Origin of the sequence: Ensifer sp. (assembly GCF_035999185.1) — a bacterium.
Lineage (GTDB): Bacteria > Pseudomonadota > Alphaproteobacteria > Rhizobiales > Rhizobiaceae > Ensifer.
Genome location: NZ_DASYHB010000064.1, coordinates 13,882 through 40,096 on the forward strand (window position 1 = coordinate 13,882; position 26,215 = coordinate 40,096).

General features: G+C 61.9%; 20 protein-coding genes and 1 pseudogene. 17 read left to right on the plus strand and 4 right to left on the minus strand.

From position 1 onward, the window contains the following. Nucleotides 1-26 precede the first annotated feature (26 nt). The 6 genes from VGO04_RS06815 to hflX all read left to right on the plus strand — a co-directional run bounded on the left by VGO04_RS06815 (nucleotide 27) and on the right by hflX (nucleotide 7,808). Nucleotides 27-2,297, plus strand: coding sequence for a PAS domain-containing sensor histidine kinase (locus VGO04_RS06815; protein ID WP_327495200.1), 2,271 nt, complete (start codon nucleotides 27-29; stop codon nucleotides 2,295-2,297). Continuing rightward, complete coding sequence (ntrX, locus tag VGO04_RS06820; protein ID WP_327495201.1) at nucleotides 2,287-3,651, plus strand: two-component system response regulator NtrX; 1,365 nt, start codon at nucleotides 2,287-2,289, stop codon at nucleotides 3,649-3,651. The genes VGO04_RS06815 and ntrX overlap by 11 nt, the downstream gene beginning before the upstream one ends. Before the next feature lie 47 nt (nucleotides 3,652-3,698). Next, nucleotides 3,699-5,075, plus strand: coding sequence for a Trk system potassium transporter TrkA (gene trkA, locus VGO04_RS06825; protein WP_327495202.1), 1,377 nt, complete (start codon nucleotides 3,699-3,701; stop codon nucleotides 5,073-5,075). Nucleotides 5,076-5,186: 111 nt separating this feature from the next. Next, nucleotides 5,187-6,050, plus strand: coding sequence for a D-amino-acid transaminase (locus VGO04_RS06830; protein WP_327495203.1), 864 nt, complete (start codon nucleotides 5,187-5,189; stop codon nucleotides 6,048-6,050). A gap of 111 nt (nucleotides 6,051-6,161) precedes the next feature. Further along, nucleotides 6,162-6,404 (plus strand): RNA chaperone Hfq, encoded by a 243-nt coding sequence (gene hfq, locus VGO04_RS06835; protein ID WP_003535434.1) that lies wholly within the window; start codon nucleotides 6,162-6,164, stop codon nucleotides 6,402-6,404. Between the two features lie 78 nt (nucleotides 6,405-6,482). After that, nucleotides 6,483-7,808 carry a GTPase HflX gene (gene hflX / locus VGO04_RS06840; RefSeq protein WP_327495204.1) on the plus strand — a complete coding sequence of 442 codons (1,326 nt, stop codon included), beginning with the start codon at nucleotides 6,483-6,485 and terminating at the stop codon, nucleotides 7,806-7,808. Between the two features lie 175 nt (nucleotides 7,809-7,983). Here hflX and mazG read toward each other — a convergent pair whose 3' ends face one another. Together mazG and VGO04_RS06850 are read right to left on the minus strand one after the other, a co-directional pair. Next, the gene (gene mazG, locus VGO04_RS06845; RefSeq protein WP_327495205.1) at nucleotides 7,984-8,817 is read right to left on the minus strand and encodes a nucleoside triphosphate pyrophosphohydrolase; all 834 of its coding nucleotides are present in this window, start codon (nucleotides 8,815-8,817) and stop codon (nucleotides 7,984-7,986) included. A 5-nt stretch (nucleotides 8,818-8,822) separates the two neighbouring features. Further along, a complete protein-coding gene (locus VGO04_RS06850) occupies nucleotides 8,823-9,410 on the minus strand; it encodes a nucleoside deaminase (RefSeq protein ID WP_327495206.1) in 588 nt (195 codons plus the stop codon). A 232-nt stretch (nucleotides 9,411-9,642) separates the two neighbouring features. Between VGO04_RS06850 and cysG the strand changes: the two genes are divergently transcribed. From cysG to VGO04_RS06880, 6 genes are all read left to right on the plus strand, one after another. Further along, nucleotides 9,643-11,103 carry a siroheme synthase CysG gene (gene cysG / locus VGO04_RS06855; RefSeq protein ID WP_327495207.1) on the plus strand — a complete coding sequence of 487 codons (1,461 nt, stop codon included), beginning with the start codon at nucleotides 9,643-9,645 and terminating at the stop codon, nucleotides 11,101-11,103. 10 nt (nucleotides 11,104-11,113) lie between these two features. Then, a complete protein-coding gene (locus VGO04_RS06860) occupies nucleotides 11,114-11,428 on the plus strand; it encodes a DUF2849 domain-containing protein (protein ID WP_327495208.1) in 315 nt (104 codons plus the stop codon). Between the two features lie 14 nt (nucleotides 11,429-11,442). Continuing rightward, nucleotides 11,443-13,113, plus strand: coding sequence for a nitrite/sulfite reductase (locus tag VGO04_RS06865; protein ID WP_327495209.1), 1,671 nt, complete (start codon nucleotides 11,443-11,445; stop codon nucleotides 13,111-13,113). Nucleotides 13,114-13,130: 17 nt separating this feature from the next. After that, entirely contained in the window at nucleotides 13,131-13,631 is a 501-nt protein-coding gene (locus tag VGO04_RS06870) for a DUF934 domain-containing protein (protein WP_327495210.1), read from the plus strand. Between the two features lie 157 nt (nucleotides 13,632-13,788). Further along, entirely contained in the window at nucleotides 13,789-14,601 is an 813-nt protein-coding gene (locus tag VGO04_RS06875) for a ferredoxin--NADP reductase (RefSeq protein WP_327495211.1), read from the plus strand. 257 nt (nucleotides 14,602-14,858) lie between these two features. Continuing rightward, nucleotides 14,859-16,379, plus strand: coding sequence for an acetyl-CoA hydrolase/transferase family protein (locus VGO04_RS06880; protein WP_327495212.1), 1,521 nt, complete (start codon nucleotides 14,859-14,861; stop codon nucleotides 16,377-16,379). Between the two features lie 96 nt (nucleotides 16,380-16,475). Here the strand turns inward: VGO04_RS06880 and VGO04_RS06885 are convergent, their stop codons facing one another. Then, on the minus strand, nucleotides 16,476-17,093 hold the full coding sequence (locus tag VGO04_RS06885; protein ID WP_327495213.1) for a GntR family transcriptional regulator: 618 nt from the start codon (nucleotides 17,091-17,093) through the stop codon (nucleotides 16,476-16,478). Nucleotides 17,094-17,556: 463 nt separating this feature from the next. Here VGO04_RS06885 and VGO04_RS06890 point away from each other — a divergent pair, with 463 nt between their 5' ends. Genes VGO04_RS06890 through VGO04_RS06910 form a run of 5 tightly spaced genes read left to right on the plus strand, consistent with a single transcriptional unit; the run spans nucleotide 17,557 to nucleotide 25,976 of the window. Continuing rightward, the gene (locus tag VGO04_RS06890) at nucleotides 17,557-18,714 is read left to right on the plus strand and encodes a ferredoxin reductase family protein (RefSeq protein WP_327495214.1); all 1,158 of its coding nucleotides are present in this window, start codon (nucleotides 17,557-17,559) and stop codon (nucleotides 18,712-18,714) included. Nucleotides 18,715-18,760: 46 nt separating this feature from the next. Beyond that, on the plus strand, nucleotides 18,761-21,985 hold the full coding sequence (locus VGO04_RS06895) for a c-type cytochrome (protein WP_327495215.1): 3,225 nt from the start codon (nucleotides 18,761-18,763) through the stop codon (nucleotides 21,983-21,985). Between the two features lie 10 nt (nucleotides 21,986-21,995). Next, nucleotides 21,996-22,901, plus strand: coding sequence for an OmpA family protein (locus VGO04_RS06900; RefSeq protein WP_327495216.1), 906 nt, complete (start codon nucleotides 21,996-21,998; stop codon nucleotides 22,899-22,901). Further along, nucleotides 22,888-24,450, plus strand: coding sequence for a caspase family protein (locus tag VGO04_RS06905; protein ID WP_327495217.1), 1,563 nt, complete (start codon nucleotides 22,888-22,890; stop codon nucleotides 24,448-24,450). The genes VGO04_RS06900 and VGO04_RS06905 overlap by 14 nt, the downstream gene beginning before the upstream one ends. Next, nucleotides 24,447-25,976 carry a caspase family protein gene (locus tag VGO04_RS06910; RefSeq protein WP_327495218.1) on the plus strand — a complete coding sequence of 510 codons (1,530 nt, stop codon included), beginning with the start codon at nucleotides 24,447-24,449 and terminating at the stop codon, nucleotides 25,974-25,976. The genes VGO04_RS06905 and VGO04_RS06910 overlap by 4 nt, the downstream gene beginning before the upstream one ends. 73 nt (nucleotides 25,977-26,049) lie before the next feature. On the opposite strand, the pseudogene VGO04_RS06915 reads toward VGO04_RS06910, so the two are convergent. Continuing rightward, a pseudogene (locus VGO04_RS06915) lies at nucleotides 26,050-26,215 on the minus strand (amino acid ABC transporter ATP-binding protein); the annotation flags it as partial.

The following is a 26,215-nucleotide window of genomic DNA, read 5'->3' on the forward strand; positions in this document are numbered from 1 at the left end:
TGGCGCCGGTTGGGGGAACGCTTTTCATGGTGGATGCAATGGCCTTGCCGCTGGGCACAGATGAGGGACTAGCGGCGCAGGATCGGCGCGCGTCCTTTGCTCTGCCGGGCTTGATGCTGGCGACCGGCGCCCTGATCTGCGCGACTGTCTCGCTGCTCGTCCTTCTCGGGCTGACGCCGATCAAGCTTGAGCGCAACGTCGTCATTGCCTGCGCCGCCATCAACAGCCTCTTCGTCGTCGGCCTCATCTATCTCATCGCACGCGAAATCCTGCGCTTGCTGCGTGCCCGCAGCAAGGGACGTGCGGCTGCTCGGCTGCATGTGCGCATTGTCGCGTTGTTTTCGATCGTGGCGATCACGCCTGCGGTCCTTGTGGCAATCTTTGCCAGTATCACGCTCGACGTCGGCCTCGACCGCTGGTTTTCGCTGCGAACGCAGGCGATCGTGCGCTCCTCGATCAACGTGGCGCAGGCCTATGTGCTCGAGAATGCCAGCTATCTTCAGGGCCAGACCGTGTCGATGGCCAACGACCTTGAGCGCAACCGACAGCTCTACAGCCTCGATCGCACCGGTTTCACGGAGCTGATGACCCGTCAGGCGCGCGGGCGCGGGATGCTTGGCGCTTTCCTCGTTCGGGCCGACGGCAGCGCCATCGTTCAGGCCAACATCTCGACGGACAGGCCGTTGCCAGCCATTCCTCCGGACGCGTTGAAAAGTTCCGTGTCCGGCCAGCCGACGCTGATCCCGCCCGGGGTCACCAACCTTGTCGGCGCTGTCATTCCGCTCGACGACATTCCCGGCACCTTTCTCTACACGGTGCGCAACGTGGATCCCGAGGTGATGCGTTCGCTCCGGCTGATGGAGGAGAACACGGCCGAGTACAAGATGCTGGAGGCGGGGCGAACCTTTACTCAGATCGCTTTCGGCGTGCTCTATATCGGCTTTGCGCTCATCGTACTGCTTGCCGCGATCTGGACCGCGATTGCCGTCGCCGACCGCATCGTCCGGCCGATCCGACAGCTGATCGGTGCGGCCGACAGTGTCGCCTCGGGCAATCTCGACGTCGTCGTACCGGTGCGCGCCGTTGACGGCGATGTCGGTAATCTGTCGCGCACGTTCAACAAGATGGTCTCCGAGATCCGCAGCCAGCAGGAGCAGATCCTCGAGGCCAAGGACGAGGTCGATCATCGCCGCCGCTTCATCGAGGCCGTGCTTTCGGGCGTGACTGCTGCTGTCATCGGCGTCGGTCGGGATCGGCAGATCACCATCGCGAACGCGTCCTCCGAAGACTTTCTGAAGAAGGCGGCGCCAGAGCTTCTCGGCGCGGACCTGAGGACCGTCGCGCCGGAGATCGAAGAGGTTCTGGTCGAGGCGGAAGGTCGTCACCGCAACGATTACCGCAAGCAGATCAACGTCATGCGCGGTGGTACCGAACGCACGCTGAACGTTCAGGTGACGCGCGAAGAGGGCGGCGAGGCCAACGAGTCTTACGTCATCACCATCGACGACATCACCGACCTCGTGATCGCCCAGCGTTCGACCGCCTGGGCGGATGTCGCGCGCCGCATCGCGCATGAGATCAAGAACCCGCTGACACCGATCCAGCTGTCGGCGGAGCGCCTAAAGCGCCGCTACGGCAAGCAGATCAACCAGGACGACAAGACTGTCTTCGACCAGTGCACGGATACCATTGTCCGACAGGTCGAAGATATCGGCCGCATGGTCGACGAATTCTCGGCCTTCGCGCGCATGCCGAAGCCGACAAAGGAGAAGGCGGATCTCCGCGCTATCTTGAAGGATGCGGTGTTCCTGCGCGAAATGGGCAACAACCACATCAATTTCGTGCGGGACCTTGGCGAGGAATCGCTGGAGGGTCTGTTCGACGGGCGCATGCTTGGCCAGGCCTTCGGCAACATCGTCAAGAACGCCGTTGAATCGATCGAGGCGGTGCCCGCCGACGCCGTGCGCGGCCATCCGACGATCGTTGCGCGCGCGCGCACCGACGCAGCGACCGGCCGTTTCGTTGTCGACATCATCGACAACGGCAAGGGCCTGCCGACGGAGAACCGGCACCGCATTCTGGAGCCATACATGACGATGCGTGAGAAAGGCACGGGCCTCGGTCTCGCCATCGTCAAGAAGATCATCGAGGACCATGGCGGACAACTGGAATTGCACGACGCGCCAGCCGATTACGACGGCGGTGTCGGGGCGATGATCCGCGTGATCCTGCCGCCCGTCGGAGAGACCGCGGGCGAGGACAGTTTGAAGGATAAGGGTGCGAGCGATGGCCGCTGATATTCTGGTAGTGGACGATGAGGAAGATATCCGCGAGATCGTCTCGGGTATCCTCTCCGACGAGGGGCACGAAACACGCACCGCCTTCGACAGCGACAGTGCACTGGCGGCGATCAGCGATCGCGTGCCGCGTCTGGTGTTTCTCGACATCTGGATGCAGGGAAGCCGTCTCGACGGCCTGGCGCTGCTGGACGAGATCAAGGGGCGGCATCCCGACCTGCCCGTGGTCATGATTTCCGGCCACGGCAACATCGAAACGGCCGTAAACGCCATCAAGCGCGGCGCCTACGATTTTATCGAAAAGCCGTTCAAGGCGGACCGCCTGATTCTGATTGCAGAGCGGGCGTTGGAAAACTCCAAGCTCAAACGCGAGGTTTCCGAACTCAAGAAGAAGTCGGGCGACCCGGTCGAGCTGATCGGCACCTCTGTCGCCGTCTCGCAGCTGCGCCAGACCATTGAAAAGGTTTCGCCGACCAACAGCCGCATCATGATCCAGGGGCCGTCGGGTTCCGGCAAGGAACTGGTCGCGCGGATGATCCACCGCAAGTCGACCCGGTCGACGGGGCCGTTCGTCGCGCTCAATGCCGCCGCCATCACGCCGGACCGCATGGAGATCGCACTCTTTGGAACCGAAGGAACGCCCGGTCAACCACGCCGGACCGGTGCTCTGGAAGAAGCGCATAGCGGCATTCTCTACCTCGACGAAATCGGCGAAATGCCGCGCGAGACGCAGAACAAGATCCTGCGTGTGCTCGTCGACCAGCAGTTCGAGCGTGTCGGCGGCACCAAGCGCGTCAAGGTCGATGTCCGGATCATCTCGTCCACCGCCTACAATCTCGAAAACATGATCTCCGAGGGCTTGTTCCGCGAAGACCTCTACCACCGGCTGGCCGTCATCCCGGTTCGCGTGCCGGCGCTTGCCGAACGGCGCGAGGACATTCCCTTCCTCGTCGATATGTTCATGCGGCAGGTGAGCGAACAGGCGGGCATCCGTCCGCGCAAGATCGGCGACGATGCACTGGCGGTGCTTCAGGCCCATGACTGGCCGGGCAACATTCGCCAGCTTCGCAACAACATCGAACGGCTGATGATCCTTGCCCGCAGCGACGGTCCGGATACCCCGATCTCCGCCGACATGCTGCCGACGGAAGTGGGCGACACTTTGCCGAAGATTTCCGCACAAGGTGACCAGCACATCATGACGCTGCCGTTGCGCGAGGCTCGCGAAATGTTCGAGCGTGATTATCTGATTGCGCAGATCAACCGATTCGGCGGCAATATTTCGCGCACGGCGGAGTTTGTCGGCATGGAGCGGTCGGCCCTGCACCGTAAGCTCAAGTCGCTGGGCGTCTAACCGGTCCTGCCGGTCATGGCGTCCGCGCTCCCAGGTGAAAGAACGACATGAAGGTAGTGATTTGTGGCGCGGGCCAGGTCGGGTACGGCATCGCCGAGCGGCTGGCGCAGGAGGACAACGACGTTTCGGTGATCGATACGTCGGCGGCACTGATCGCCAACATCACCGATAGCCTCGACGTACGCGGATATGTCGGGCACGGCGCGCATCCCGATGTGCTGGCCAAGGCTGGTGCCGACCAGGCGGACATGTTGATTGCCGTGACGCTTTCCGACGAAGTGAACATCGTCGCCTGCGAAGTGGCGCATGCGATCTTCAACGTGCCGACGAAGGTCGCGCGCATCCGCGCGCAGAGCTATCTTGCGCCCGAATACTCGAACCTGTTTTCGCGCGAGAATGTGCCGATCGATGTCACCATCTCGCCCGAAGTCGAGGTCGGGCGGCTTGTGTTGCGCCGCATCTCCTTTCCAGGCGCGATCGACGTCGTACGCTTTGCCGACGATCGCATCGCGATGGTCGCCTTCGAATGCAAGGAAGACTGCCCGGTCGTGGGCACGCCGCTGCAGCAGTTGAGTGAACTGTTCCCCGATCTGCTGGCGACGGTCACCGGCATCTTCCGCAATGGCAAGGTGATGGTGCCGCACTCCGATGACCAGTTGCAGGCGGGCGACATCGCCTATGTGATCTGCGATCGGGATCATGCCCGCCGGACGCTCTCACTCTTCGGCCATGAGGAGCAGGAAGCCCGTCGCATCATCATCTTCGGCGGCGGTAATGTCGGCTACTTCGTGGCCAAGGCGATCGAGGAACACCAGCCGAGAACGCGCGTGAAGCTGATCGAGAGCGATCGCGACCGGGCGGTTATGATGGCGGACAAGCTGAACAACGCCGTCGTGCTCAACGGTTCGGCGATGGACCAGCGCATCCTGACCCAGGCCGACGTCCAGGATGCCGACCTGGTGGTGGCGCTGACCAACAACGACCAGATCAACATCCTCGGCAGCATGATGGCGAAGCGGTTGGGCGCAAAGTCGACGCTCGTGCTGATCAACGAGCCGTCCTATCAGGACTTTGCCGGCACGGCCGGGGTCGATGCCTATATCAACCCGCGCGCGGTCACGATTTCGCGCGTGCTGCAGCATGTGCGCAAGGGCCGTATCCGTTCGGTCTACGCGGTTCAAAAGGGGATGGCCGAGGTGATCGAGGCGGAGGCGCTTGAGACGTCGCCGCTCGTCGGCAAGGCATTGCGCGACCTCGAGCTTCCCGATGGCATCCGCATCGGTGCGCTCTACCGCGACAAGACCTTCATTCGCCCTGACGGCAGCACCAAGATCAAGGCGAAAGACCGTGTCGTGCTCTTTGCCGCTGCCGATGCGGTGCGGCATGTCGAGCAGCTTTTCCGCGTCAGCATCCAGTATTTCTAGATTGTTTCCTGGCCACTTCGAAGCGCTGAGACAATCGAACTCTTTTGATCACGCAATTCCGGACGGAAAACCGTTTCACGCTTTTCCTGGAATTGCTCTAAGGCCGAGACGATGCCCAGAATTGCCTATGTCAACGGCGCCTACGTGCCGCATTCCAGCGCCGGCATCCACATCGAGGATCGCGGATACCAGTTTGCCGACGGCGTTTACGAAGTCTGCGAGGTGCGCCACGGCTACATCGTCGACCTCAATCGCCATCTCGATCGCCTCGATCGCTCGCTTGGGGAGCTGCGCATTGATTGGCCGATGAGCCGGGCGGCGCTTGTGCTCGTGATTCGTGAAGTGCTCCGGCGAAACCGTGTGCGAAACGGCCTTTTCTATCTGCAGGTGACGCGCGGCGTCGCGCGCCGGGATCATGTTTTTCCGGCAGAGGGGACAGTGCCGTCGATCGTCGTGACGGCCAAGCGCACCGACACGGCAGCCATCGCGAAAAAGGCGACGCACGGGATTGCGGCGATTACCGTGCCTGAAAACCGTTGGGAGCGGGTCGACATCAAATCCGTCGGGCTTCTTGCGAACGTTTTGGCCCGCCAGCAGGCGAAGGAGGAGGGCGCCCACGAAGCCATCTTCGTTGATGCCGACGGTACCGTGAAGGAGGGAGCGGCGACCAATGTCTGGATCGTCGATCATGACGGGACGTTGCGCACGCGCCCGGCAGACCACGGGATTCTGAAAGGCATTACCCGCACCACGCTGATGGATGTTGCCAGGCCGCTCGGGCTCAAGATCGAGGAGAGAGCCTTTACCGTTGCGGAAATGCTCGCTGCGCGCGAGGTCTTCATCACCGCCGCCACCAGCATCTGTTTTCCGGTCGTTTCCGTGGACGGCAAGCCTATCGCCAACGGCCATCCCGGAAGCATAGCACAGAATATTCGCGAAGCCTTTTTCGGCGTTGCGGAAAAGACATTGATTTGATACCAAACTCTCAAGAGGTGTCGGGGGAAGGCACTTATGGCGCCTCTGATTGAAAAATTTGACAATAATGCACCGGCGCGAAACGCCGGCAAATAAGAAAGAAGCGGCGCGATGGCGGAACGTTCTCAAAACTTGCAGGATCTCTTTCTCAACACGGTCCGCAAGCAAAAGATTTCCCTGACAATTTTTCTTATCAACGGTGTCAAGCTCACCGGCGTCGTGACATCTTTTGATAATTTCTGCGTGCTTTTGCGTCGCGATGGCCATTCGCAACTGGTCTACAAGCACGCGATCTCGACCATTATGCCCGGCCAACCGTTGCAGATGTTCGAGAACGAAGAAGCTGCATCCTGACGGGACGTTAGGCACATTACCAAGCGAGATTCAAAGTCGTCGTCGATCATTCCGGAGCTTGAAAAGCTCCGCGACGACATGCGTGCGGTTGTCATCGTTCCGGTCTTGAAGAAGACCGGGAGGCAATCGGGTGATATCCTTTCGACGACCACGACGCGCTCGGACGAAAGCCGCCTTGAAGAGGCGACAGGGCTGGCGATGGCGATCGACCTTGAGGTCGTGCACGGCGCCATCGTTCCGGTGTCGCAGCCCAAGCCCGGCACGTTGCTCGGCAGCGGCAAGATCGAGGAAATCGGTCACATTCTCGTCGAGCTGGATGCCGGCCTCGTCATCGTCGACCATCCCTTGACCCCGGTGCAGCAACGCAACCTTGAAAAAGAATGGAACGCCAAGGTCATCGACCGCACCGGCCTCATTCTGGAGATCTTCGGCCGCCGTGCCTCCACCAAGGAAGGCACGCTGCAGGTCGACCTTGCGCATCTCAATTATCAGAAGGGCCGTCTGGTTCGAAGCTGGACCCACCTTGAACGCCAGCGCGGCGGCGGCGGCTTCATGGGCGGCCCGGGTGAAACCCAGATCGAAGCGGACCGGCGCTTGCTGCAGGACCGCATCGTCAAGCTCGAGCGCGAACTGGAGCAGGTGCGCCGAACCCGACAGCTGCACCGTTCCAAGCGCAAGAAGGTGCCACACCCGATCGTCGCGCTCGTCGGCTACACCAACGCCGGCAAATCGACGCTGTTTAACCGCATGACCGGGGCAGGTGTTCTGGCCGAGGACATGCTGTTTGCGACGCTCGATCCGACGCTGCGGCGCCTCAAGCTGCCGCATGGCCGCATGGTGATCCTGTCCGACACCGTCGGGTTCATTTCCGATCTGCCGACCCACCTCGTTGCCGCGTTCCGCGCAACGCTCGAAGAGGTGCTGGAGGCGGACCTGATCCTGCACGTGCGCGATCTCTCCGACCCAGACAACCAGGCGCAGGCAAGCGACGTTCTGCGAATTCTCACCGATCTCGGGATCGACGAGAAGGAAGCCTCTGAACGGCTGATCGAGGTCTGGAACAAGATCGACCGGCTTGACGCCGAATCGCGCGAGGCACTGCAGGCCAAGGCCGCGACGTCGGACAATACGGTCGCGGTGTCGGCGATATCTGGTGAAGGCGTCGACGATCTGCTTGGCGAAATCGGTCGCCGTCTTTCGGGCGTTCTGACCGAATGCACCGTTGTCCTTGGCATCGATCAATTGCAGCTTTTGCCCTGGATCTATCAGCACGCCATCGTCGATGGGCGCGAGGATCTGGAGGACGGGCGTGTCAGCCTTGATCTCAGGCTCACCGAAAACGAAGCCTCCGATCTCGAGCGCCGTCTTGGCAACGGGCCGAAGCCCGTCGAGGAAGACTGGTAGGCCTGAGCGCCGCCCACTGGATCACTTCACTGTTTCGTCGATACAGTGAAGTGATCCAACTCTCTGATATCTAGCAATTGCGGACGGAAAACCGCTCTACACTTTTCCTGCAATTGCTCTAGCGTCTGTCGGTCCCGAAAACATAATGGGCGCCGTTGCGGCGCCCTCGTTTGGCTCATCCCAGCTGGCGCTCGATCGCCTTGGCCGCCTGCCATAGCTCTTCCATCCGCTCAAGCGTTGCGCCATCCAGCGTTTCACCACCGGCTTCGAGTTCGCGCTCGATATGGGAAAAGCGGCGACGGAACTTGGTGTTGGTGCCGCGCAGCGCCATCTCCGGATCGGTCCCGACATGGCGGCCGATATTGACCACCGCAAAGATCAGGTCGCCGAGCTCGTCGCTCACCTTGGCGCGATCCTTCTCGCGCAGCGCCTGCCGCAACTCGCCGATCTCTTCCTCGATCTTGTCGAGGATCGGTTCGGGCTCGGACCAGTCGAAGCCGACTTTTGCCGCGCGCTCCTGCAGCTTCAGCGCTTCGACGAGCGCGGGAAAGGAGCGCTGGACCGAACCGAGATGGCTTGCCGCGGCGTCCGGGGCGTGCCCTTGGTTGGTACGCCTTGCCTGACGTTCCGCTTTCTCGACCCGCTTGATCTCGTCCCATTGCAGCTTGACCGCCTCGGGCGTGTCGGCGTCGGAGCGGGCAAAGACGTGCGGATGTCGCCGGATCATCTTGCGGGTAACCGCTTCGACGACGTCGCCGAAGGCGAAGTCGCCGGCTTCCTCGGCCATGCGGGCATGGAATACCACCTGCAGCAGGAGGTCCCCGAGCTCGTCGCAGAGGTCGTGCATGTCTCCGCGCTCGATGGCGTCGGCAACCTCATAGGCCTCCTCGATCGTATAGGGTTTGATGGTCTCGAAGGTCTGGACGATATCCCAGGGGCAACCGGTCTCGGGTTGGCGCAGGGCTGTCATGATGTCGAGCAGGCGTTGAATATCGCGTGACGGTTCCATGGGTCTCAGTTCAGCGGTATGGCGTTCTCGTCCTTGCCGGACTGGTAGCTCTCGGAAAGGCTCTGGTACCAGGCGCGAATGCGGGCATCCTGGGCGGCGAGCCGGTCGCGGGTTTCTGGATCGGCGTCCTTCGAAAGTGCCGCGATAGAGGCTGAATGCCAGAAGGCGTTGTCCTGTGCGTAACCACCAGGCTCCAGCCGGAAGACCTCTTTCAGGATCTTCAGGTCATGCGGGATGGCGAAGCTGTCGCGCGAATCCTCGTGGCTGAAGAAATAGTAGAAATTGTCGAAACCGGCCCAGGTGATGGCGGAAAGGCACATGGAGCAGGGCTCGTGCGTCGACAGGAAGATGAGGTCGCGGGTGTCCGGTTTTTCCGCCATCTCGTAGAACCGCTTCAGCGTGTGGACTTCGCCGTGCCAGAGCGGATTTTCCGTCTCGTTGTTGGTTTCTGCCAGCACCAGCGACAGGTCGGACTTGCGCAGGATCGCGGCGCCAAACACCTTGTTGCCGGCGGCAACGCCCCTTTCGGTGAGCGGCAGAATATCCTTTTCGATTACGGTCAAAAGCCGTTCGGCGAGGTCCGATTGGGTCATGTCATCTGTCTCCGGCGGGTCGGTGTCGGCATTTAACGGAGGTTGCCCCCAAGGCGCAATGGCTGCGCAGAAGGTCGGCGCTTTAGCAGGCCCGGAGATATTTGCTCAAAATGGTGCACCGCCGAGCAAAACAATACGTGCCCGGAAAGGCATTGAAATTTCTGTTCCTTCAATTGTCGTGCCCCATAAGGGATATTCGCCGCAGCCTGTAGAAGGAACCATTTGCCAGATCATGACGCAGCAACTCGCCGTTTTCCCAGCATTCTTTCGCGTCGCGCAGAAGCGCGTGGCGGTGTTTGGCAATGGCGACGAGGCCTTTGCCAAGGTGCGGCTGCTCCTGAATACCAAAGCCTCGATCATTGTCTTTGCCGACGAACCGGAAGCGGATTTCGCGCAGTTCATGCGCGAGCGTGGCGTTGAGCATGTACGGGCGACATTTGCTCCCGAGCAGCTTGATGGCGCTATTCTGGCCTTCGCGGCGACCGGCGATGCTGCCGAAGATCGTCGGATCGTTACTGCGGCGCGTGAACAGAAAATCCCGGCCAACGCCGTCGACCAGCCCGATTTCTGCGACTTCTTCACCCCCGCGCTCGTCAATCGCGCGCCGGTAGCGGTGGCGATCGGCACGGAAGGTGCGGGGCCGGTGCTCGCCCAGATGATTCGTGCCCAGATCGACCAGTTGCTTTCGCCGTCGCTCGGTGTCGTCGCATCGCTTGCCGCGAGCTATCGCGAGGCGGTCGATCGCCTGGTGCCGCGCGGCGTCGCGCGTCGTGTTTTCTGGCGCCGGTTTTTCCGTGGCCCGGTTGCCGACAAGGTCGCCGGCGGTGATCTGACGGCTGCCCGCCGTGAGGTTTCGCGCCTGCTTGATGCGCCGGAAAAGACAACGGGCCATGTCTGGCTGGTCGGCGCCGGTCCGGGTGCCGAGGATCTGCTCACGCTGCGCGCCCAGCGCGTGATGATGGAAGCCGATGCGATCGTCTATGACGCGCTGGTGCCGCAGGCGATCGTCGACATGGGCCGCCGCGACGCCGAGCGCCTTTCCGTCGGCAAGCGCAAGGGCTGCCACAGCAAGTCCCAGGACGAAATCAACCAGCTGCTGGTGACGCTGGCCGCCGAAGGCAAGCGCGTCGTCCGGCTGAAGTCCGGCGACCCCTTGGTTTACGGTCGCGCCGGCGAAGAAATGGCGGCATTGCGCGAAGCTGGCATCAGCTACGACATCGTCCCGGGCATCACGTCGGCCTTCGCAGCCGCAGCCGATTTCGAGTTGCCGCTGACGCTGCGCGGCGTGGCTTCGTCCCTGGTCTTCACGACCGGTCACGATCTGACCGGCGAGGTGCTGCCCGATTGGGCGCGGCTTGCGGTTTCCGGCGCAACCATCGCCGTCTACATGGGCCGCACGGTTGCTGCTTCCGTTGCCGGTCGTCTGATGCAGGCAGGCCTTCCGGCGGAAACGACGGTCGCCGTCATCGAGAATGCCAGCCGCGCGGATCGGCGCCTGCTGCATGGCACCTTGAAGGATCTGCCGGATCTGGAAAATCGGACCGAGCTTTCCGGCCCGGTCATGGTAATCATTGGCGACGCCGTTGCTGGCGCCAATTTCGAGCGCTCCGAGCCGCTCGTGGTCGGCAGCAAGCGACGCCTGGACAATGCGATTGACGTTGCCGTTGAGCGCAACGAACAGATTATGAACTGAGGACGAGGTCATGGTGAGCAAGGTTTTGACGGCAAATCGACTTTCGGACGGCATTTCCGTCTGGCTGGATGCCGCTGGCAACTGGGTCGAGCAGCTTCAGGACGCCTTCATCGCCCGCCATGCCGAGGCTGTCGACGCTCTCGAAGCCACCGGCAAGCAGGCTTTCGCTGACAACAAGGTCGTCGACGCCAATGTTGTCGACGTCGAGGAAGTCAACGGCACGCTTCGGCCGCTGCGCATGCGCGAGCGCATCCGCGCCGAGGGGCCGTCGATCCCCTACGCCGCCGGCTACAATGGCCTTTCCGGCCCGAAACACGCTGCCTGAGGAACTGAGACCCGATGTACCGTTACGATGAATTCGATCACGCCTTCGTTTCCTCGCGCGTCGAGCAGTTCCGCGATCAGGTCGAGCGCCGCCTGAACGGCGAGCTTGCCGAAGACGCCTTCAAGCCGCTGCGCCTGATGAACGGCGTGTACCTGCAGCTCCATGCCTACATGCTGCGCGTTGCCATTCCCTATGGCACGCTGTCGAGCCGCCAGATGCGCATGCTTGCTCATATTGCGCGCAAGTACGACCGCGGCTACGGCCACTTCACCACGCGCCAGAACATCCAGTACAACTGGCCGCGCCTGTCGGACACGCCGGATATCCTTCACGAGCTTGCAAGCGTCGAGATGCATGCGCTCCAGACGTCCGGTAATTGCATTCGCAACGTCACGGCCGATCATTTCGCCGGTGCTGCTGCCGATGAAGTCGCTGATCCAAGACCTTACGCCGAGATCTTGAGGCAATGGTCGAGCGTGCATCCGGAATTCTCGTTCCTGCCGCGCAAGTTCAAGATTGCCGTTGCCGGCGCCGAGCGCGACCGTGCCGCAATCCAGGTTCACGATATCGGCCTGCACCTGAAGAAGGACGAAAACGGCCGCATCGGCTTTGCCGTCTATGTCGGCGGCGGCCAGGGCCGCACGCCAATGATCGCCAAGAAGATCCGCGACTTCCTGCCGGAAGAGGATCTGCTGTCCTACACCACGGCGATCATGCGCGTGTACAATCTGCACGGCCGGCGCGACAACAAGTACAAGGCGCGTATCAAGATCCTCGTGCATGAGACCGGCGCCGAAGAGCTGTCCCGCCAGGTGGAAGTCGAGTTCGCGGCGCTGAAGGACACCGAGCTGAAGCTGCCGGAAGGCGACATCCAGGCAATCTCCACCTATTTCGCGCCGCCGGCACTCGAAAACCGTGCCGAAGGCTGGGAGAGCCTCGCGCGCTGGAAGAAGACTGACGAGGACTTTGCCCGCTGGGTGCAGCAGAACGTGCAGCCGCACAAGCATCCGGACTACGGCATGGTGACGATCTCGCTGAAGCCGATCGGCGGCATTCCGGGCGATGCGACTGACGCGCAGATGGAGGCCGTCGCCGATATCGCCGAGGAATATGCCTTCGACGAAATCCGTGTCAGCCACGAGCAGAACCTCATCCTGCCGCATGTGGCACTGGCAGATCTCGAGCCGATCTATCGCGGCCTGGTCGCAGCCGGTCTTGCAACGGCCAATGCCGGCCTGATCACGGATATCATTGCCTGTCCCGGGCTCGACTACTGCGCGCTTGCCAATGCGCGCTCCATTCCGGTTGCCCAGGAGATTTCGACCCGCTTCGGCTCGGCCGAACGCCAGGCCGAAATCGGTGAGCTGAAGATCAAGATCTCCGGCTGCATCAATGCCTGCGGCCATCACCATGTCGGTCATATCGGTCTGCTTGGCGTGGAAAAGAAGGGCGCTGAACTTTATCAGATCACGCTCGGCGGTTCCGGCGACGAGAACACCTCGATCGGCGAGATCATCGGTCGCGGCTTCGAACCGGAAAAGGTGACCGACGCTGTCGAGACGATTGTCGACACCTATCTCGGACTGCGCCGCGACAGAGAGGAGACGTTCCTCGAAGCCTATCGCCGTGTTGGCCCGCAACCCTTCAAGGACGCGCTCTACGGCAGCGCACAGGAAGCTGCCTGAGGCGCTGAGGAACAGACATGACGAAAATCTGGAAGGAAACCGGCTTCGTGGGCGATGATCCCTGGATCATCGAGACCGAGGAAACGAAGGCCGGCTCGAACGAAAAGGCGATCCTGGGCCTCGACGCCTTTCTTGCCAAGGTTGGCGAAGGCGACGAAACCGGCTTGGGCGTGGTCATCGCTCCGGCCGACGACGTGACCAAGCTTGCGCCGCATCTCGATCGCCTTGCCCTGGTGGCTGTGGCGTTCCCGGCCTTCAACGACGGCCGCGCCTTCAGCCATGCGTCGCTCCTGCGCGCGCGTCTTGGCTTTGGCGGCGAGGTGAGGGCGGTCGGTGACGTGCTGATCGATCAGATCCCGTTGATGCTGCGCTGTGGTGTCGACAGCTTTGCGGTCAGCAACGCGACGGCGCTGAAACGCCTGTCCGAAGGCCGGCTTCCGGGCATTGCGGTTCATTACCAGCCGACGGCAAAGGCGGCGACCGATGCCAAATCCTACAGCTGGCGGCGGGTCTCGTGAAGCAATGCCAGCCGCGCAAGGCCGCGACAGTGTGAAGCACGCCGAAATCCCCGAAAGCGACTATATTTGGAAGGGATTTCCTTCCCAACGTGCTCGGCTTGGAATATCCGGTCATTGTTGATAGACAGGGTCATCATTTACAGGACTTGTAGCTAAGATGAATGCTCCGGCAAAAACGGAAGATTTCGCGGTCCAGGTACCGGCAGGCGTTTACGTCGAGACGGTGACAAGCGTCGAGCACTATACGGATCGGCTCTTCCGCTTCCGCATGACGCGCCCTGCAGAGTTCCGCTTCCGCTCAGGCGAATTCGCGATGATCGGTCTGATGGTCGGCGACAAGCCGGTCTATCGCGCCTACTCGATTGCAAGCCCGGCCTGGGACGAAGAACTCGAGTTCTTCTCGATCAAGGTGCCGGATGGCCCGCTGACGTCGCATCTCCAGGCGATCAAGCCGGGCGACAAAGTGCTGATGCGCAAGAAGCCGACAGGCACGCTGGTGCTCGACGCGCTCGTTCCCGGCCGCAGGCTCTACATGTTCTCGACCGGCACCGGCATCGCGCCGTTCGCCAGCCTGATGCGCGATCCCGAGACCTATGAGAAATTCGAGGAAGTGATCCTCACCCATACTTGCCGCGACGTTGCCGAGCTGAAATACGGCTTCGATCTCGTCGAGGAGATCCGCAACCACGAATTCCTGAACGAGATCGTCGGCGACAAGCTGCGCCACTATGCGACGGTCACCCGCGAGGACTATCCGTTCAAGGGCCGCGTGACCGACCTGATGGTCAACGGCAAGTTCTTTTCCGATCTCGGCCTGCCGCCGCTCGATCCCGCGATCGACCGCGGCATGATCTGCGGCTCGACCGCGATGCTCAAGGACACCAAGGAAATTCTGGAAGCCGCCGGTCTGACCGAAGGCGCCAACAACAAGCCGGCCGAATTCGTCATCGAACGGGCCTTCGTCGGCTGATCCTTTTTTAGGCAATTTTGCAGTTCGAAGGGCGCGCCTTGGGTGCGCCCTTTGTCGTTTGTTGCAGAACTTTGCGTAGCCATGCGTTTCCGGCACGCCCGCTTTGACCATTCTGCGTACCGCGCGAAGTTCGCAGGGGCTATCGTGCCCCCACAAATCTTCATAACGTGCGCGCGCAGCCATGCGAAAATAAGCGCACGACGAACCAGCCCGCGCCGTCCTGATATGAGCCCCGCGGGCTCTGCAGGGAGCGCCCGATGAGCCGTGAAAACCAGACGAACGTCGAAACCAGGATCCGTTGCAAGCCGCTGCGCGATCGGATCGTCACGCCGGAAGAGGCGGCCGCTCTCATCAAGGACGGCATGACCATCGGCATGAGCGGCTTTACCAAGGCGGGCGACGCCAAGGCGGTGCCGCTCGCCATGGCCGAGCGCGCCGCGCGCGAGAAGTTTCGCATTACGCTGATGACCGGCGCTTCGCTCGGCCACGACATCGACAAGACGCTGACGGAGGCGGGCGTGCTTGCCCGGCGCCTGCCGTTCCAGTCCGATCCGGTGTTAAGAGCCGCGATCAACCGCGGCGAGGTCATGTTCATCGACCAACATCTTTCGGAGACCGTCGAGCAATTGCGCTCCGGGCAGATCAGCCCGATCGACTATGCCGTGGTCGAGGCAGTCGCCATCACCGAGGATGGCGGCATCGTGCCGTCGACCTCGGTCGGCAACTCCGCAAGCTTCGCGATCCTCGCCAAGAAGGTGATCGTCGAGCTCAACCTCAGCCACAGCCCTGAGCTTGAGGGACTGCACGATATCTTCATTCCGGCAAAGCGCCCGAGCCGCACGCCGATCCCGGTGGTCGCCTGTGACAGCCGCGCCGGCTCGCCCTACATCCCCGTCGATCCCGACAAAATCGTCGCCATCGTCGTGACAGAGAAAGAGGATAGCGCCGCGCGCATCTCGCCACCGGATGCGGAGACGACCGCCATCGCCGGCCATCTGATCGGCTTCCTTGAAGACGAAGTGCGCAAGGGGTGCCTCGACATGACGCTCAACCCGTTGCAGGCCGGGATCGGGGTCATTGCCAACTCGGTGCTAAGCGGTCTCGTCGATAGCCCCTTTCATGACCTTCGAATGTATAGCGAAGTGCTTCAGGACAGCACGTTCGAGCTTTTTGAGGCGGGCAAGCTGAGCTTTGCCTCCGCTGCGTCGATGACGCTGAGCAGCGCCTGGGCCGACCGGGTGTTCCGCAATATCGGCGCCTACAAGGACAAGCTGATCTTGAGGCCCCAGGAAGTCAGCAATCATCCAGAAATCATCCGCCGCCTTGGCGTCATCGGCATCAACACGGCGTTGGAGTTCGATATCTACGGCAACGTCAACTCGACCCATGTGGGCGGCACCGACATGATGAACGGCATCGGTGGATCGGGCGATTTCGCCCGCAATGCCTTCCTGTCGATCTTCGTCGCAAAATCCGTTGCCAAGGGCGGTGCGATTTCATCGGTCGTCCCGATGGTCTCCCACGTCGACCACACCGAACACGACGTCGATATCCTGGTGACGGAGCACGGCCTTGCCGATTTGCGCGGCCTGGCACCGCGGGAGCGGGCACCCGTCATTATCGAAAACTGTTGCCATCCGGACTATCGCGCGCTGCTGGCCGACTACTTCGACCGTGCGGTCGCTACCCGTGGCGGGCAGACGCCGCATCTTCTCGAAGAGGCCTTCAGCTGGCATGTGCGCCGCTTGAAGACCGGCAGCATGATGCCATCTGCCTGACTGTTCGGTCGTGGCTGCTGCGATTGACGGTCGATGTCAGAAAACGTTGGAAAGATAGCATCTTGAAGCGTTTTTCTCACATCGTGTGACGTTGCTTCAGGCGTCGGACAGATACCCCATCAGGTCCGCCATCGCCTCCGACGCGCCTTGCGCGTCGGCCCTCTGGATCGCCTCGATCACGGTGACGTGGCGCTGGACCGATCCGGCCATCTTTTCGGGAGAGGACGAGGCGAACCAGATGCGGCGCGCATGCGTCTGCAAGGGCGCGAGAGCCGCGGTCAGGAAGCGGTTTGGGCAAGCTTCCTCCATCAGTTCGTCAAACACCTTGTCGGCGACCAGAAATCCTTCCATATCGCCCGCGCTGAGGCAGATGGTCATCTCGGTGGCGCAGGTTTTCATCGCGTCTCTGTCGTCGGCGCTTGCGTGCACCGCCACGAGGGCGGCGGCGAGCGGTTCCAATTTCTGCCGCGTCTGCATCACGTGGACCTGGTCGTCGGGGCGGATCGTGGTGATTTGCAGCCCGACGCGCGGGCGAACGTCCATAAGGCCTTGCCAGGCGAGTTTCTGGATTGCCTCGCGAACGGGCGTCCGGCCGAGACCCGAAAGCTCGATCAGTTGTCTCTCGGTTACCAAGGCGCCGGGTTCGAGCTTCAGTGTGACGATCAGCCGTTCGAGCGCGAGATAGGCGAGGTGGGCCTGGGAGTGCGGTGACATGCCATTCCTTCGCTTCTGATATATCAGTAGCTTGCACAATTTATCGCTGCGAGGCAAGCAAAGCGGTCATCGCGCCCGGTCATGGCGTGGGAAGCGATTCCAGCATTGCTGGCACTTAATAAGCAGTTGCTCAAACACAGCGAATTTCAAAGGCATGAATAAAGGAAGCTCATGAGACGTTTCTAATGGGAATGATGTTGACGAATGCAAAGGCGCTTGTCAGTCTTCCCTGCAGGGCCGCGCGCCGTAAGGCGCAAAGACCGCTGCAGCACATGGAATGGTGCATGTTCCCGGATCGGCCGGGATCAGAGGAACATGCAGGAGGCAACAACCGTCTGACATCGGCGTTGAGGGGCGCAAGGTGCACGTGGGTGCGTTTCTGGTCTGGTCGCTAATGGCATTTGCGGCGCTGCTGGCCGTACCGGCGGTCAGTCACACCAATGCTCTAACGACATTCTCTTTGATGGCCTCGTCCTCAGCCTTCGTCGGCATGGGGATTGCCCAGTTCATGGCGGCGCGTCCACCGTTCGTAGAAACCCTGTTCGGCGGCCTCGATCGTGTCTATCATTTCCACCGCAGGATCGGCATCTCGGTGCTGGCCCTCATCCTCGTCCACTATTTCCTGAAACCAGATTTCAAGGGTCTCTCGCTGACGAGCGGGCTCAATCAACTGGCTGCGTCGGCCGGCAAGTACGCGTTTTACGCCTTCGTCATCCTGCTCGTTCTCAGCATCGTCAAAGTCATCCCCAGGACGAAAATAGAGATCCCCTACCATCTGTGGCGCTATACGCACCGCCTGATCGGCCTGCTCTTCGTCCTCGTTGCCTTCCATCAGATGTTTATCAAGCGTCCCTATGACGGGACGGCACTCCTGGCCGTCTATCTCAATGCCTTCGCGGCTCTCGGTATTCTCAGCTACGCCTACACCCAGCTTCTGCCGTGGCTGAGAACGCGCGGCTATGAGGTTTTCGACGTGCTGAAGCATGATGGAGCGACGGTGATCTCGGCGCGACCGGTGGGACGTCCCTTGCGAGCCAAGCCGGGGCAGTTCGGCTTTCTGCGCGTGCTGAAGCCGGGCCTGCGCGAACCGCACCCGTTCACTATCGCCGGCATCGAACCGGGCGGCATCGTGCGTTTCGCGATCAAGCCGCTTGGTGACTACACGCAGGCGCTCCGCGACAACATCGCCGTCGGTGACCGATTGAAGCTCGAGGGCGGCTATGGGCGCTTCAATCATCGCCGGGGCGGCAAGAAGCAGATCTGGCTTGCCGGCGGCATCGGCGTCACGCCGTTCCTGGCAATGGCGCGGCACCTGAAAGGCGACGAGGGGCAGGAGATCCACATGGTCTATTGCGTGCGTGACCGGCGGGAGGCGATTGGTCTCGATACCTTCGAGGCGCAGGCTCAAGCGCTCGCAAACTTCAACTTTGTGCTGCACGATTCCTCGACGGACGGGCGCCTGGACGCGGCCAAGCTTGCGACGGGAAGCGCGATTGATCCGACCGAGGCCGACCTCTGGTTCTGCGGTCCGCCGCCACTGCGGGAGGCGATCGTCAAAGGTTTGAAAGACATTGGCAAGGGCCCGCGCAGGGTCGAATTCGAGCAATTTCAGTTTCGATAGACGGAAGATTTCAGCAGCGATTCTATTGTCTTAGGGAGAGAGTTTCATGCGTGGTCTGCAGGCAGTGCGAAGCGTCTCGCCGGGGGGTGGTCTTGTCCGGGGCTCGCTGGCAACGTCATTGGCAATGGTGCTCTCTGTCCTGCTCTGTCCCTCGGGCGCGTCGGCGCGCGATGCCTTCGCAGACGATGCGTTTGCGACCTACAAGGCGGATGTCGACAACGGCAAGTACATGTTCAACGCCGCAGGCTGTGGCGCCTGCCACGGATCCGGCGACGACACCGAACTCTTGTCCGGCGGCATGGAGATGAATACGGCGATCGGCACCTTCTACGCGCCGAACATTTCGCCGCACGCCAACGGCATCGGTGGCTGGACCAATGCCCAGTTTCTGAACGCGGTGCTGGTCGGTCTCGATCGCGAGGGCAACAACCTTTATCCCGTCATGCCCTACACTTCCTACGGCGGGATGAAGCCGGAGGATGCGCTCGACATCAAGGCCTATATCGAGACGCTGCCGCAATCGGATGCCGCTTCGAAGGAACATGAGATTGCCTTTCCCTTCAGCCGGCAGACGACGATCACGCTGTGGAAGCGCAGCCACTTCACGGTGCCGGCCTACCAGCCACGGGACGAGACGCAAGCCGAGCGCGGTCGCTACCTGGTCGAAAACGTCGGCGGCTGCGGCGATTGCCACACCCCGCGCACGACCACCTATGGGTTGGACCTGGAGCGCGCCTACCAGGGTGAAAAGGATCTGACGGGCGCCGTCGCCCCTGATATCAGCAAGGCGAAAATGGCCGGTCTCGCATCGCCGGATGTCTTTACCAAGGGGCTCGTCGAGGAAGGCAAGAAGCTTTCAGGCGCGCCGATCAGCGATCCGGTCATGCGACGGCTTGCCAAGGGGTTGAGCGTTCTGTCCGAAGATGATCGCCGCGCGATTTATGCCTTCCTCGCCGATCGGGAAGTGAAAGCGCCCGCACCGGTGGCGCAATCCGTCACGGCCGTCTGCAAGGAGAACACGGCTTCAGAGGCGCTGGGCGGCGACAATGCGGCGCTGGCGCAACAGGCTGACGCCTTCATCGGCAAGTATTGCCGCAACTGCCACGGGCCGGGCGAAAGCTCGCAAGGCAGCTATCCGGCCGGCGACCTTGCGTCGATCGCCGCAGACGCCAATTTCCTGGTACCTGGCGATGCCGCCAAGTCGCGTCTCTACACAACAGTCGTCAGCGGCCGCATGCCGCTCGGCAAGCGCCCCTCGGCCGAAGAGATCAAGGTTCTGGAGGAGTGGATCAATTCGCTAAGCGAGAAGAATCTGCCGCAAACGGCTGCCGCAAAGCCGGACCGTTCGCGCCCGATCCTTGGCTACGACCAATTCGTCGAGGCGGCGTTGAAGGACATCGAGACTGTCAACGCGCTCGATCGTCCGTTCATGCGCTACTTCTCCTATCGCGACCAGTACAACGGGATGATGGGCTGCGAGGACGATCAGACGTTCATGAAGCGCATGGACGTGCTCGCCGGCGGGTTCAAGAAGCTGCTGAACTCGCTGTCCTACGCCCCGAAGCTGGCGCTGCCGACCGAGGTTGATGGCACCAACGGCCTGCTCGTGCGCGTGGACTTGCGCGACCTGCAGTGGGATGCCGCAGACTACGATTTCCTCATCAAGCGCTACTTCTATGGCGTCGATCCGCAGAGCGACGCGTCGCTCTCCGCGCTTTCCAAGGAAACGGCGACCCAACTGCCAATCATGCGGGTCGACTGGTTCATGAGCAACGGCGCGCGGCCGGAGATCTACAACCGGCTGATGCGGTTGCCGACCGAGATCGGCGAACTCGAGAAGCGCTTCAAGATCGATGTTGCCGACAACATTCGCCGGCGCAACGTCCTGCGCGCCGGCTTTGCCGACGGCTCGTCGGGTGTTTCCGACCACAACCGCATGCTGGAACGGCACGACATGCCTTTCGGCGGTTACTACTGGAAATCCTATGATTTCGGCGGCGACGTCGGCAAGCAGGTGCTGAAGCGCTTCCCGCATGGGCCGAAGGAGCTGGAGCCCCTTGACGCCGGTCTCGTGCCCTTCGAACACGACGGCGGCGAGATGATTTTCTCGCTCCCGAACGGCTTGCAGGGCTACTACCTTTCGACCTCCGCGGGCAAGCAGCTCGATGTCGGACCGACGGTCATCGTGTCCTTCCGCAAGCGCCCGATCGGAAAGGGCGTCGAGATCATCAATGCACGCTCCTGCGTCGATTGCCACGCCGACGGCATCTTGTCGAAGCGCGATCAGCTGCGCGAGCAGATCGAGACGTCGACGCTCTTCAGCAAGGGGCAGCAGGACGTGCTGCTCGCCATGTATGTGAAGCAGGAGGAGCTGGACGAAACCTATCGCAAGGACCGCGAGCGTTTCGTCAGTGCACTGAAAACACTCGGCGTTACCGAGCCGACGCCCGATGGCGGGCTGCAGAGCAAGCACGCGCCGGGCGATGCGGAGATCATCACCTACTTTGCGGACAAGTACGAAGACGAACTCGACTTTGACGCTCTGGCGGCGGAGTTCGACATGACGCCCAAGCAATTCTCCGAGGCGATCAAGCGGGTGACGGATAGTGATGTTCTGCGCCTCGGGCTCGATTGGGTGACGACACTGGAGGCGGGCGGAACGATCCCGCGCAACGAGGTTGAGCAGCAATATGCGCTGCTGCTGGATCCGCTGCTGCAACGTCGTCCGCTGGACACCGCTGCAATTGTCGTTGCCGGTGCCGAGGCGCCTGCGGACGTGAAGCCCCAGTCGATTGCGGCGGCTGTTCCTGAGTATCGCAAGGAGGACGCTGCCGCCGGCAACAAGCTCGAGCTGGCCCTGAACGTCAAGTCGACGACGGCCAAGGTTGGCGACGAGCTTTCCTTCGAACTCAGCGCCAACCAGGCTTGCGAGCTGCAGATCCTCTATGTCGAGGAGAATGGCAACGTCGAAGTCATTCCTGACGTCATGATCGGCAACACCACGCTGCAGCCGGGCGAACGGCGCCTGATCCCGCAGCCGGGTACCGGCACGCTCACCTTCGACACCCCGGCGCCAGCCGAGACGATGCTGGCCTTCTGTCGCGCCGGCGGGCTTGGCGACCAGAAGCTTACCGTCGATAAGGCGCGCGACTATGTTGCGAAGTCGCGCCTGCCGCCGACGCGTGGACTGGCGGTGAACCTTGCCAAGAAAGCGCAGGCCGACGCCGGCGCCAGCAGCGTTCAGATGGTGACTTTCGAGATCAAGAACTGACGGGCGAGCCATGAGCCAGATACGGACATTTCTTCTCGCTTCAGCGGTCACGCTGGTTTTCACAGCACCGGCAATCGCCTGCGACGGGCTTCGCCTGGCGTCAGAGGCGCTCAATCGTGCGGACGAAGCTGGCACCCGGTTGGCGGCTGATCCGGTCAACCTGAAGGGCTGCTCGGCAAGTGAGATCGCCCTCACGCGGCGCGTGGCGGCGCTCGCGACCTTCAACCGCGTGGCGGCAGCCGTGGGGCAGGGTGCCAAGCTGGAAAGCTTCGAATCCGAACTGACAGCCGTAAGCCGCGATGCCGGCGGCCCCTGGCAGATCCTCGACGCGCTTGGGGATGTGAACCGGGGGCGCAAGGATTACGTGGCGGCGGCGACCTATTATCAGCAAGCCTTGGAGGACAGCGCCAACGAGGCACTGACGCCCGACTGGATGGCGCCCGACAAGGATTACATCGAGCGACTGGATCGCCTGGCGTCCGAGATGAGGCTGGCTGCGACCAGGCCGGTCAAGCTTGCCGCACGCGGCGCCTGCAAGTTCTCCTATCGCGGTGTCTCGATCCGGAAAAAAGCGACGCCCGTGCGCTACGTGTTCGGCACCGCCGAGTTCACGCCCGAGGGTCTCGAATCGGCCAAGGACCTTTTCGAGTGCCTGAAGTCAGCGAAGCCTGCCGCAATCACCCTGATCGGCCACACCGATCCGGTCGGCACGGCCGAGGCCAACATGGCGCTCTCGGTCGCGCGGGCGGAAGCGCTCGCGCATTACCTCGTCGACGCCGGTTATCCGGGAACGTGGACCGTCATCGGCAAGGGCGAAGAGGAGCCGTTCAAGCCGGACGACCCAACCGCCTACAGCGAAGAGATGTTGAACCAGCTTGATCGGCGGGTGGATGTGGATGTGGATGTGGGGAAGTGACGTGGTGCGCAAGACCCTGTTCGTAACCGGCCTGCTTGTCCTGTCCGCGCACGTTGCGAGTGCTGCGACCTCCGCTTTGGTGGTCGGGATCGACAGCTACCCCCATGAAGTCAGTCTCGACGGCGCCGTCAGGGACGCGCTTGACGTTACCCAGGCGCTGAAAGCCGCCGATGTCGGTCCGATCCGCCAGTTTATCAACGAGCAGGCCACCAAGGATGCAATCCGGTCGGCCTGGATCGAGCTCGTTGCGAGTGCCGCAAGCGGCGACACGCTGGTCTTTACCTATGCCGGCCATGGCGCGCAGATGCCGGAACTGATCGCTGGCAGCGAAGAAGATGGTTTGGACGAGTTCCTCGAATTGCCCGGTTTCGACCGGGCTCGCGCCGAGGAAACGGCCAAGGAGATCATCGTCGACAACGAGCTCAGCGCCTGGTTTGCCGAGGCCGAGGCCAAGGGCGTTCGGGTGCTGTTTGTCTCCGACAGCTGCTATTCGGGCGGCATGAACCGCTCCATATCCGGCAAGACGCGGCTTGCGCCGATGGTACGTGCCAAGGTGCCGCCGCCCTCGAAGGAAGCGGTTGCGGGCGCCAAGGTCAGGGACGTGGACCTGTCCGAGGTGACCATCCTGGCCGCGTCCCTCGAAAGCCAACCGACGCCGGAAGTGGTGATCGGCGGCGAGCCGCGCGGCGCTTTGAGCTGGAGCTTTGCGCGCGCGTTGGAGGGGGCAGCCGATCGCGATGGCGACGGGCGAATTTCGCGCGTCGAACTCGAGGACTACGTCTTCTCCAACGTCAAGCTGCAGTCGGAAGCTCTGCAAGTACCGAACTTCACGCCGCAGCTGCCACGGTCGGACAAGGAGATCGTGCTGTCCTTGCCACGCAGCGTCAGTACCGGAAAAACAGGCTCGACCGTTGGTGCGGGCTTGAAGCTGAAGTCACCGCGCGACACGGGGTGGACGGGGAAGCTGGCGCTGACCGTCACGGGCACAGCGCCGGCGCTTGCCAATGTCGATGGCGATGGTGTCCCCTACCGTTGGGACGCGGCGACTGGCGTATTCCAGACGCCGAATGGTGACGTCGCCGGCGAGCATATCACGCCCGACATGGTCCAGGGCGTCGTCGACAAATTCATCCTGGTTGATTTCCTGAAGGCCATGGCGGCGCAGAGCCCCGGCACCGTTTCCCTGACGCCTCAGAAGGACATCTACCTCTCCGGTGAGAGGCTCACCTTCGAGGCCGACCAAGGCCGCTTTGCCAATATGCTGGTCTTCAATCTGGCGAACACCGGCGAGGTACAGCTCCTCGACGTGCAGATCGCCGGAAGTGGCAGCCAGGCTTTCAAGCTTCAGGGGCTGGAGGTGGTAAAACCTTTCGGTGCCGATCACCTCGTGGTGATATCGACCGATGCGCCGATCGATGCGATTGCGGCCGCGTTCTCCAACTCCGGCCTCGGTGCTGCCGCACTTCTGCGTCTTCTTGAAACGAGGTTGGAAGGGAGCGACAGCACGATCGCGATCCAGCCGCTTTACACGAGGGATGCAGGCCAATGAGTGCGCGCTGCAGGAAGTGTCTTTTCGGATTTGCCACGCTGGCTTGCCTCGTGGCGCTTGCCGCTCCGGCATCGGCGCGCGATCGGGCGTTGCTCGTCGGCGTCGGCAACTACCAGAACCTGTCACCAAAATTTACGCTGAACGGTCCGAAGAACGATCTTGTGGCCATGCAGACGTTGCTGGTGGACAAGCTCGGCTTCGATGCGTCGTCGATCCGCGTATTGAAAGACGAACAGGCAACCCGGGCCGAGATCCTGTCATCCATGAACACATGGCTTGTCGATGAGACGGAGCCTGGGGACCGGGTTTATATCTACTTTTCCGGCCACGGACTTCAGGTCAAGGATGCCGATGGAGACGAGGAGGATGGGCTCGACGAGGCGCTGGCGCCGTTCGATATCGCTGAAGGCGAGACGGACTGGCAAGGCGTCATTCTGGACGACGACATCGACCAGGTCCTGGAGCGTCTGGACGGGCGGGCGGTGACCATGGTCATTGACGCCTGCCATTCCGGCACCATCTCGCGTTCGCTTTCCGATGACATTGCGACCGGTATCGAAGGCGCCCGCTTTCTGCCGCGCCCGAACGCCAAGCCGGTCGAGCAAACGCTGACCCGCGGCCTACGGATTGATCTGGCCGTCGTCGACAAACCGACCCTGGTCGAGACGGGCGTTACCGCCTGGAGCGCTGCAGCACCCTACCAGGTGGCCTGGGACGATGTGCGCCTTCCAGTCAAGGACCGCCACGGCGTGTTCACGTCGGCTTTCGTGGCGGGGCAGATGAGCAACGCGGCAGACGCCAACGGCAACGGGCTGACGAGCAATGCCGAACTGCTTGAGTATGTGAAGGCACAATCGAGCGCATACTGCGCGTCGCAGGACAAATGCGGCAATCTCGATCCGCAGTTGGAGGCCAAGGCTCAAACGCTTGGCGACAGTGTCGTGGTCCCGGAAAAACACGAGGCGGGCGTCGACGGGCAGGCCAGATATCAAAAGAGCGAAGGACAGGAGACGGATCATCCGGCCTACCAGGATGCCAATGCCGTCGATTCCGTCAGCGACATCATCGGGAAGACCGAGACCGGTGACGTGGAAGTGTCGATCGACAGGCCGATGACGATGAAGGCTGGCGAGGCCTTCAAGCTGACCGTTGCCAGCGAGAACGGCGGCAATCTGTTGCTCTTCGATATCAACAGCCAGGGCAAGACGACGCAGATCTTCCCGAACGAGTTTGCGCGCAAGATCACGCCGCTAGCGCCCGGCGTGCCATTGACCTTGCCGGACGAATACTATGGCTTCGATTTCGAGGCGGCGGGCGAGGGCGAAAGTGCATTTGTCGCGTTTGTCGTCGATGATGCCGTCGACCTCAGCGAAGTTGCCCCGCGTACGCGCGGCCTTAAGATCGAACTCGATGCTCGCCGGACGCTCAGCGATGTCGTGGCGCGGCTGCAGAAGACCTCGAGCGACGATCTCGACACGCGCGGCATTCGCTGGTCCGTCGGTACCCTGCGCTATCGCGTGGAGTAGGGCAGAGGAAGCATCTCTGAACGGAAAAAGCCCGCCTGGTCGGGCGGGCTTTTCGTAAGTTCTGTAGCCGATCCTAGTGCAGGATCTGGCTGAGGAACAGCTTGGTGCGCTCGTGCTGCGGATTGTCGAAGAACTCGGCCGGCGAGTTCTGCTCGACGATCTGGCCCTGGTCCATGAAGATCACGCGGTTGGCGACCTGACGGGCGAAGCCCATTTCGTGGGTCACGCACAGCATGGTC

Coding starts and splice junctions, on each gene's coding strand:
- VGO04_RS06830 (WP_327495203.1), top strand. CDS start 5,187: ATGCCCAGAATTGCCTATGTCAACGGCGCCTACGTGCCGCATTCCAGC.
- VGO04_RS06900 (WP_327495216.1), top strand. CDS start 21,996: ATGAGCCAGATACGGACATTTCTTCTCGCTTCAGCGGTCACGCTGGTT.
- mazG (WP_327495205.1), bottom strand. CDS start 8,817: ATGGAACCGTCACGCGATATTCAACGCCTGCTCGACATCATGACAGCC.
- VGO04_RS06890 (WP_327495214.1), top strand. CDS start 17,557: ATGGCCTCGTCCTCAGCCTTCGTCGGCATGGGGATTGCCCAGTTCATG.
- trkA (WP_327495202.1), top strand. CDS start 3,699: ATGAAGGTAGTGATTTGTGGCGCGGGCCAGGTCGGGTACGGCATCGCC.
- ntrX (WP_327495201.1), top strand. CDS start 2,287: ATGGCCGCTGATATTCTGGTAGTGGACGATGAGGAAGATATCCGCGAG.
- VGO04_RS06850 (WP_327495206.1), bottom strand. CDS start 9,410: ATGACCCAATCGGACCTCGCCGAACGGCTTTTGACCGTAATCGAAAAG.
- hfq (WP_003535434.1), top strand. CDS start 6,162: ATGGCGGAACGTTCTCAAAACTTGCAGGATCTCTTTCTCAACACGGTC.
- VGO04_RS06865 (WP_327495209.1), top strand. CDS start 11,443: ATGTACCGTTACGATGAATTCGATCACGCCTTCGTTTCCTCGCGCGTC.
- VGO04_RS06880 (WP_327495212.1), top strand. CDS start 14,859: ATGAGCCGTGAAAACCAGACGAACGTCGAAACCAGGATCCGTTGCAAG.
- cysG (WP_327495207.1), top strand. CDS start 9,643: ATGACGCAGCAACTCGCCGTTTTCCCAGCATTCTTTCGCGTCGCGCAG.
- VGO04_RS06905 (WP_327495217.1), top strand. CDS start 22,888: ATGTGGGGAAGTGACGTGGTGCGCAAGACCCTGTTCGTAACCGGCCTG.
- VGO04_RS06875 (WP_327495211.1), top strand. CDS start 13,789: ATGAATGCTCCGGCAAAAACGGAAGATTTCGCGGTCCAGGTACCGGCA.
- VGO04_RS06895 (WP_327495215.1), top strand. CDS start 18,761: ATGCGTGGTCTGCAGGCAGTGCGAAGCGTCTCGCCGGGGGGTGGTCTT.
- VGO04_RS06870 (WP_327495210.1), top strand. CDS start 13,131: ATGACGAAAATCTGGAAGGAAACCGGCTTCGTGGGCGATGATCCCTGG.
- VGO04_RS06910 (WP_327495218.1), top strand. CDS start 24,447: ATGAGTGCGCGCTGCAGGAAGTGTCTTTTCGGATTTGCCACGCTGGCT.
- VGO04_RS06815 (WP_327495200.1), top strand. CDS start 27: ATGGTGGATGCAATGGCCTTGCCGCTGGGCACAGATGAGGGACTAGCG.
- VGO04_RS06885 (WP_327495213.1), bottom strand. CDS start 17,093: ATGTCACCGCACTCCCAGGCCCACCTCGCCTATCTCGCGCTCGAACGG.
- VGO04_RS06860 (WP_327495208.1), top strand. CDS start 11,114: ATGGTGAGCAAGGTTTTGACGGCAAATCGACTTTCGGACGGCATTTCC.
- hflX (WP_327495204.1), top strand. CDS start 6,483: ATGCGTGCGGTTGTCATCGTTCCGGTCTTGAAGAAGACCGGGAGGCAA.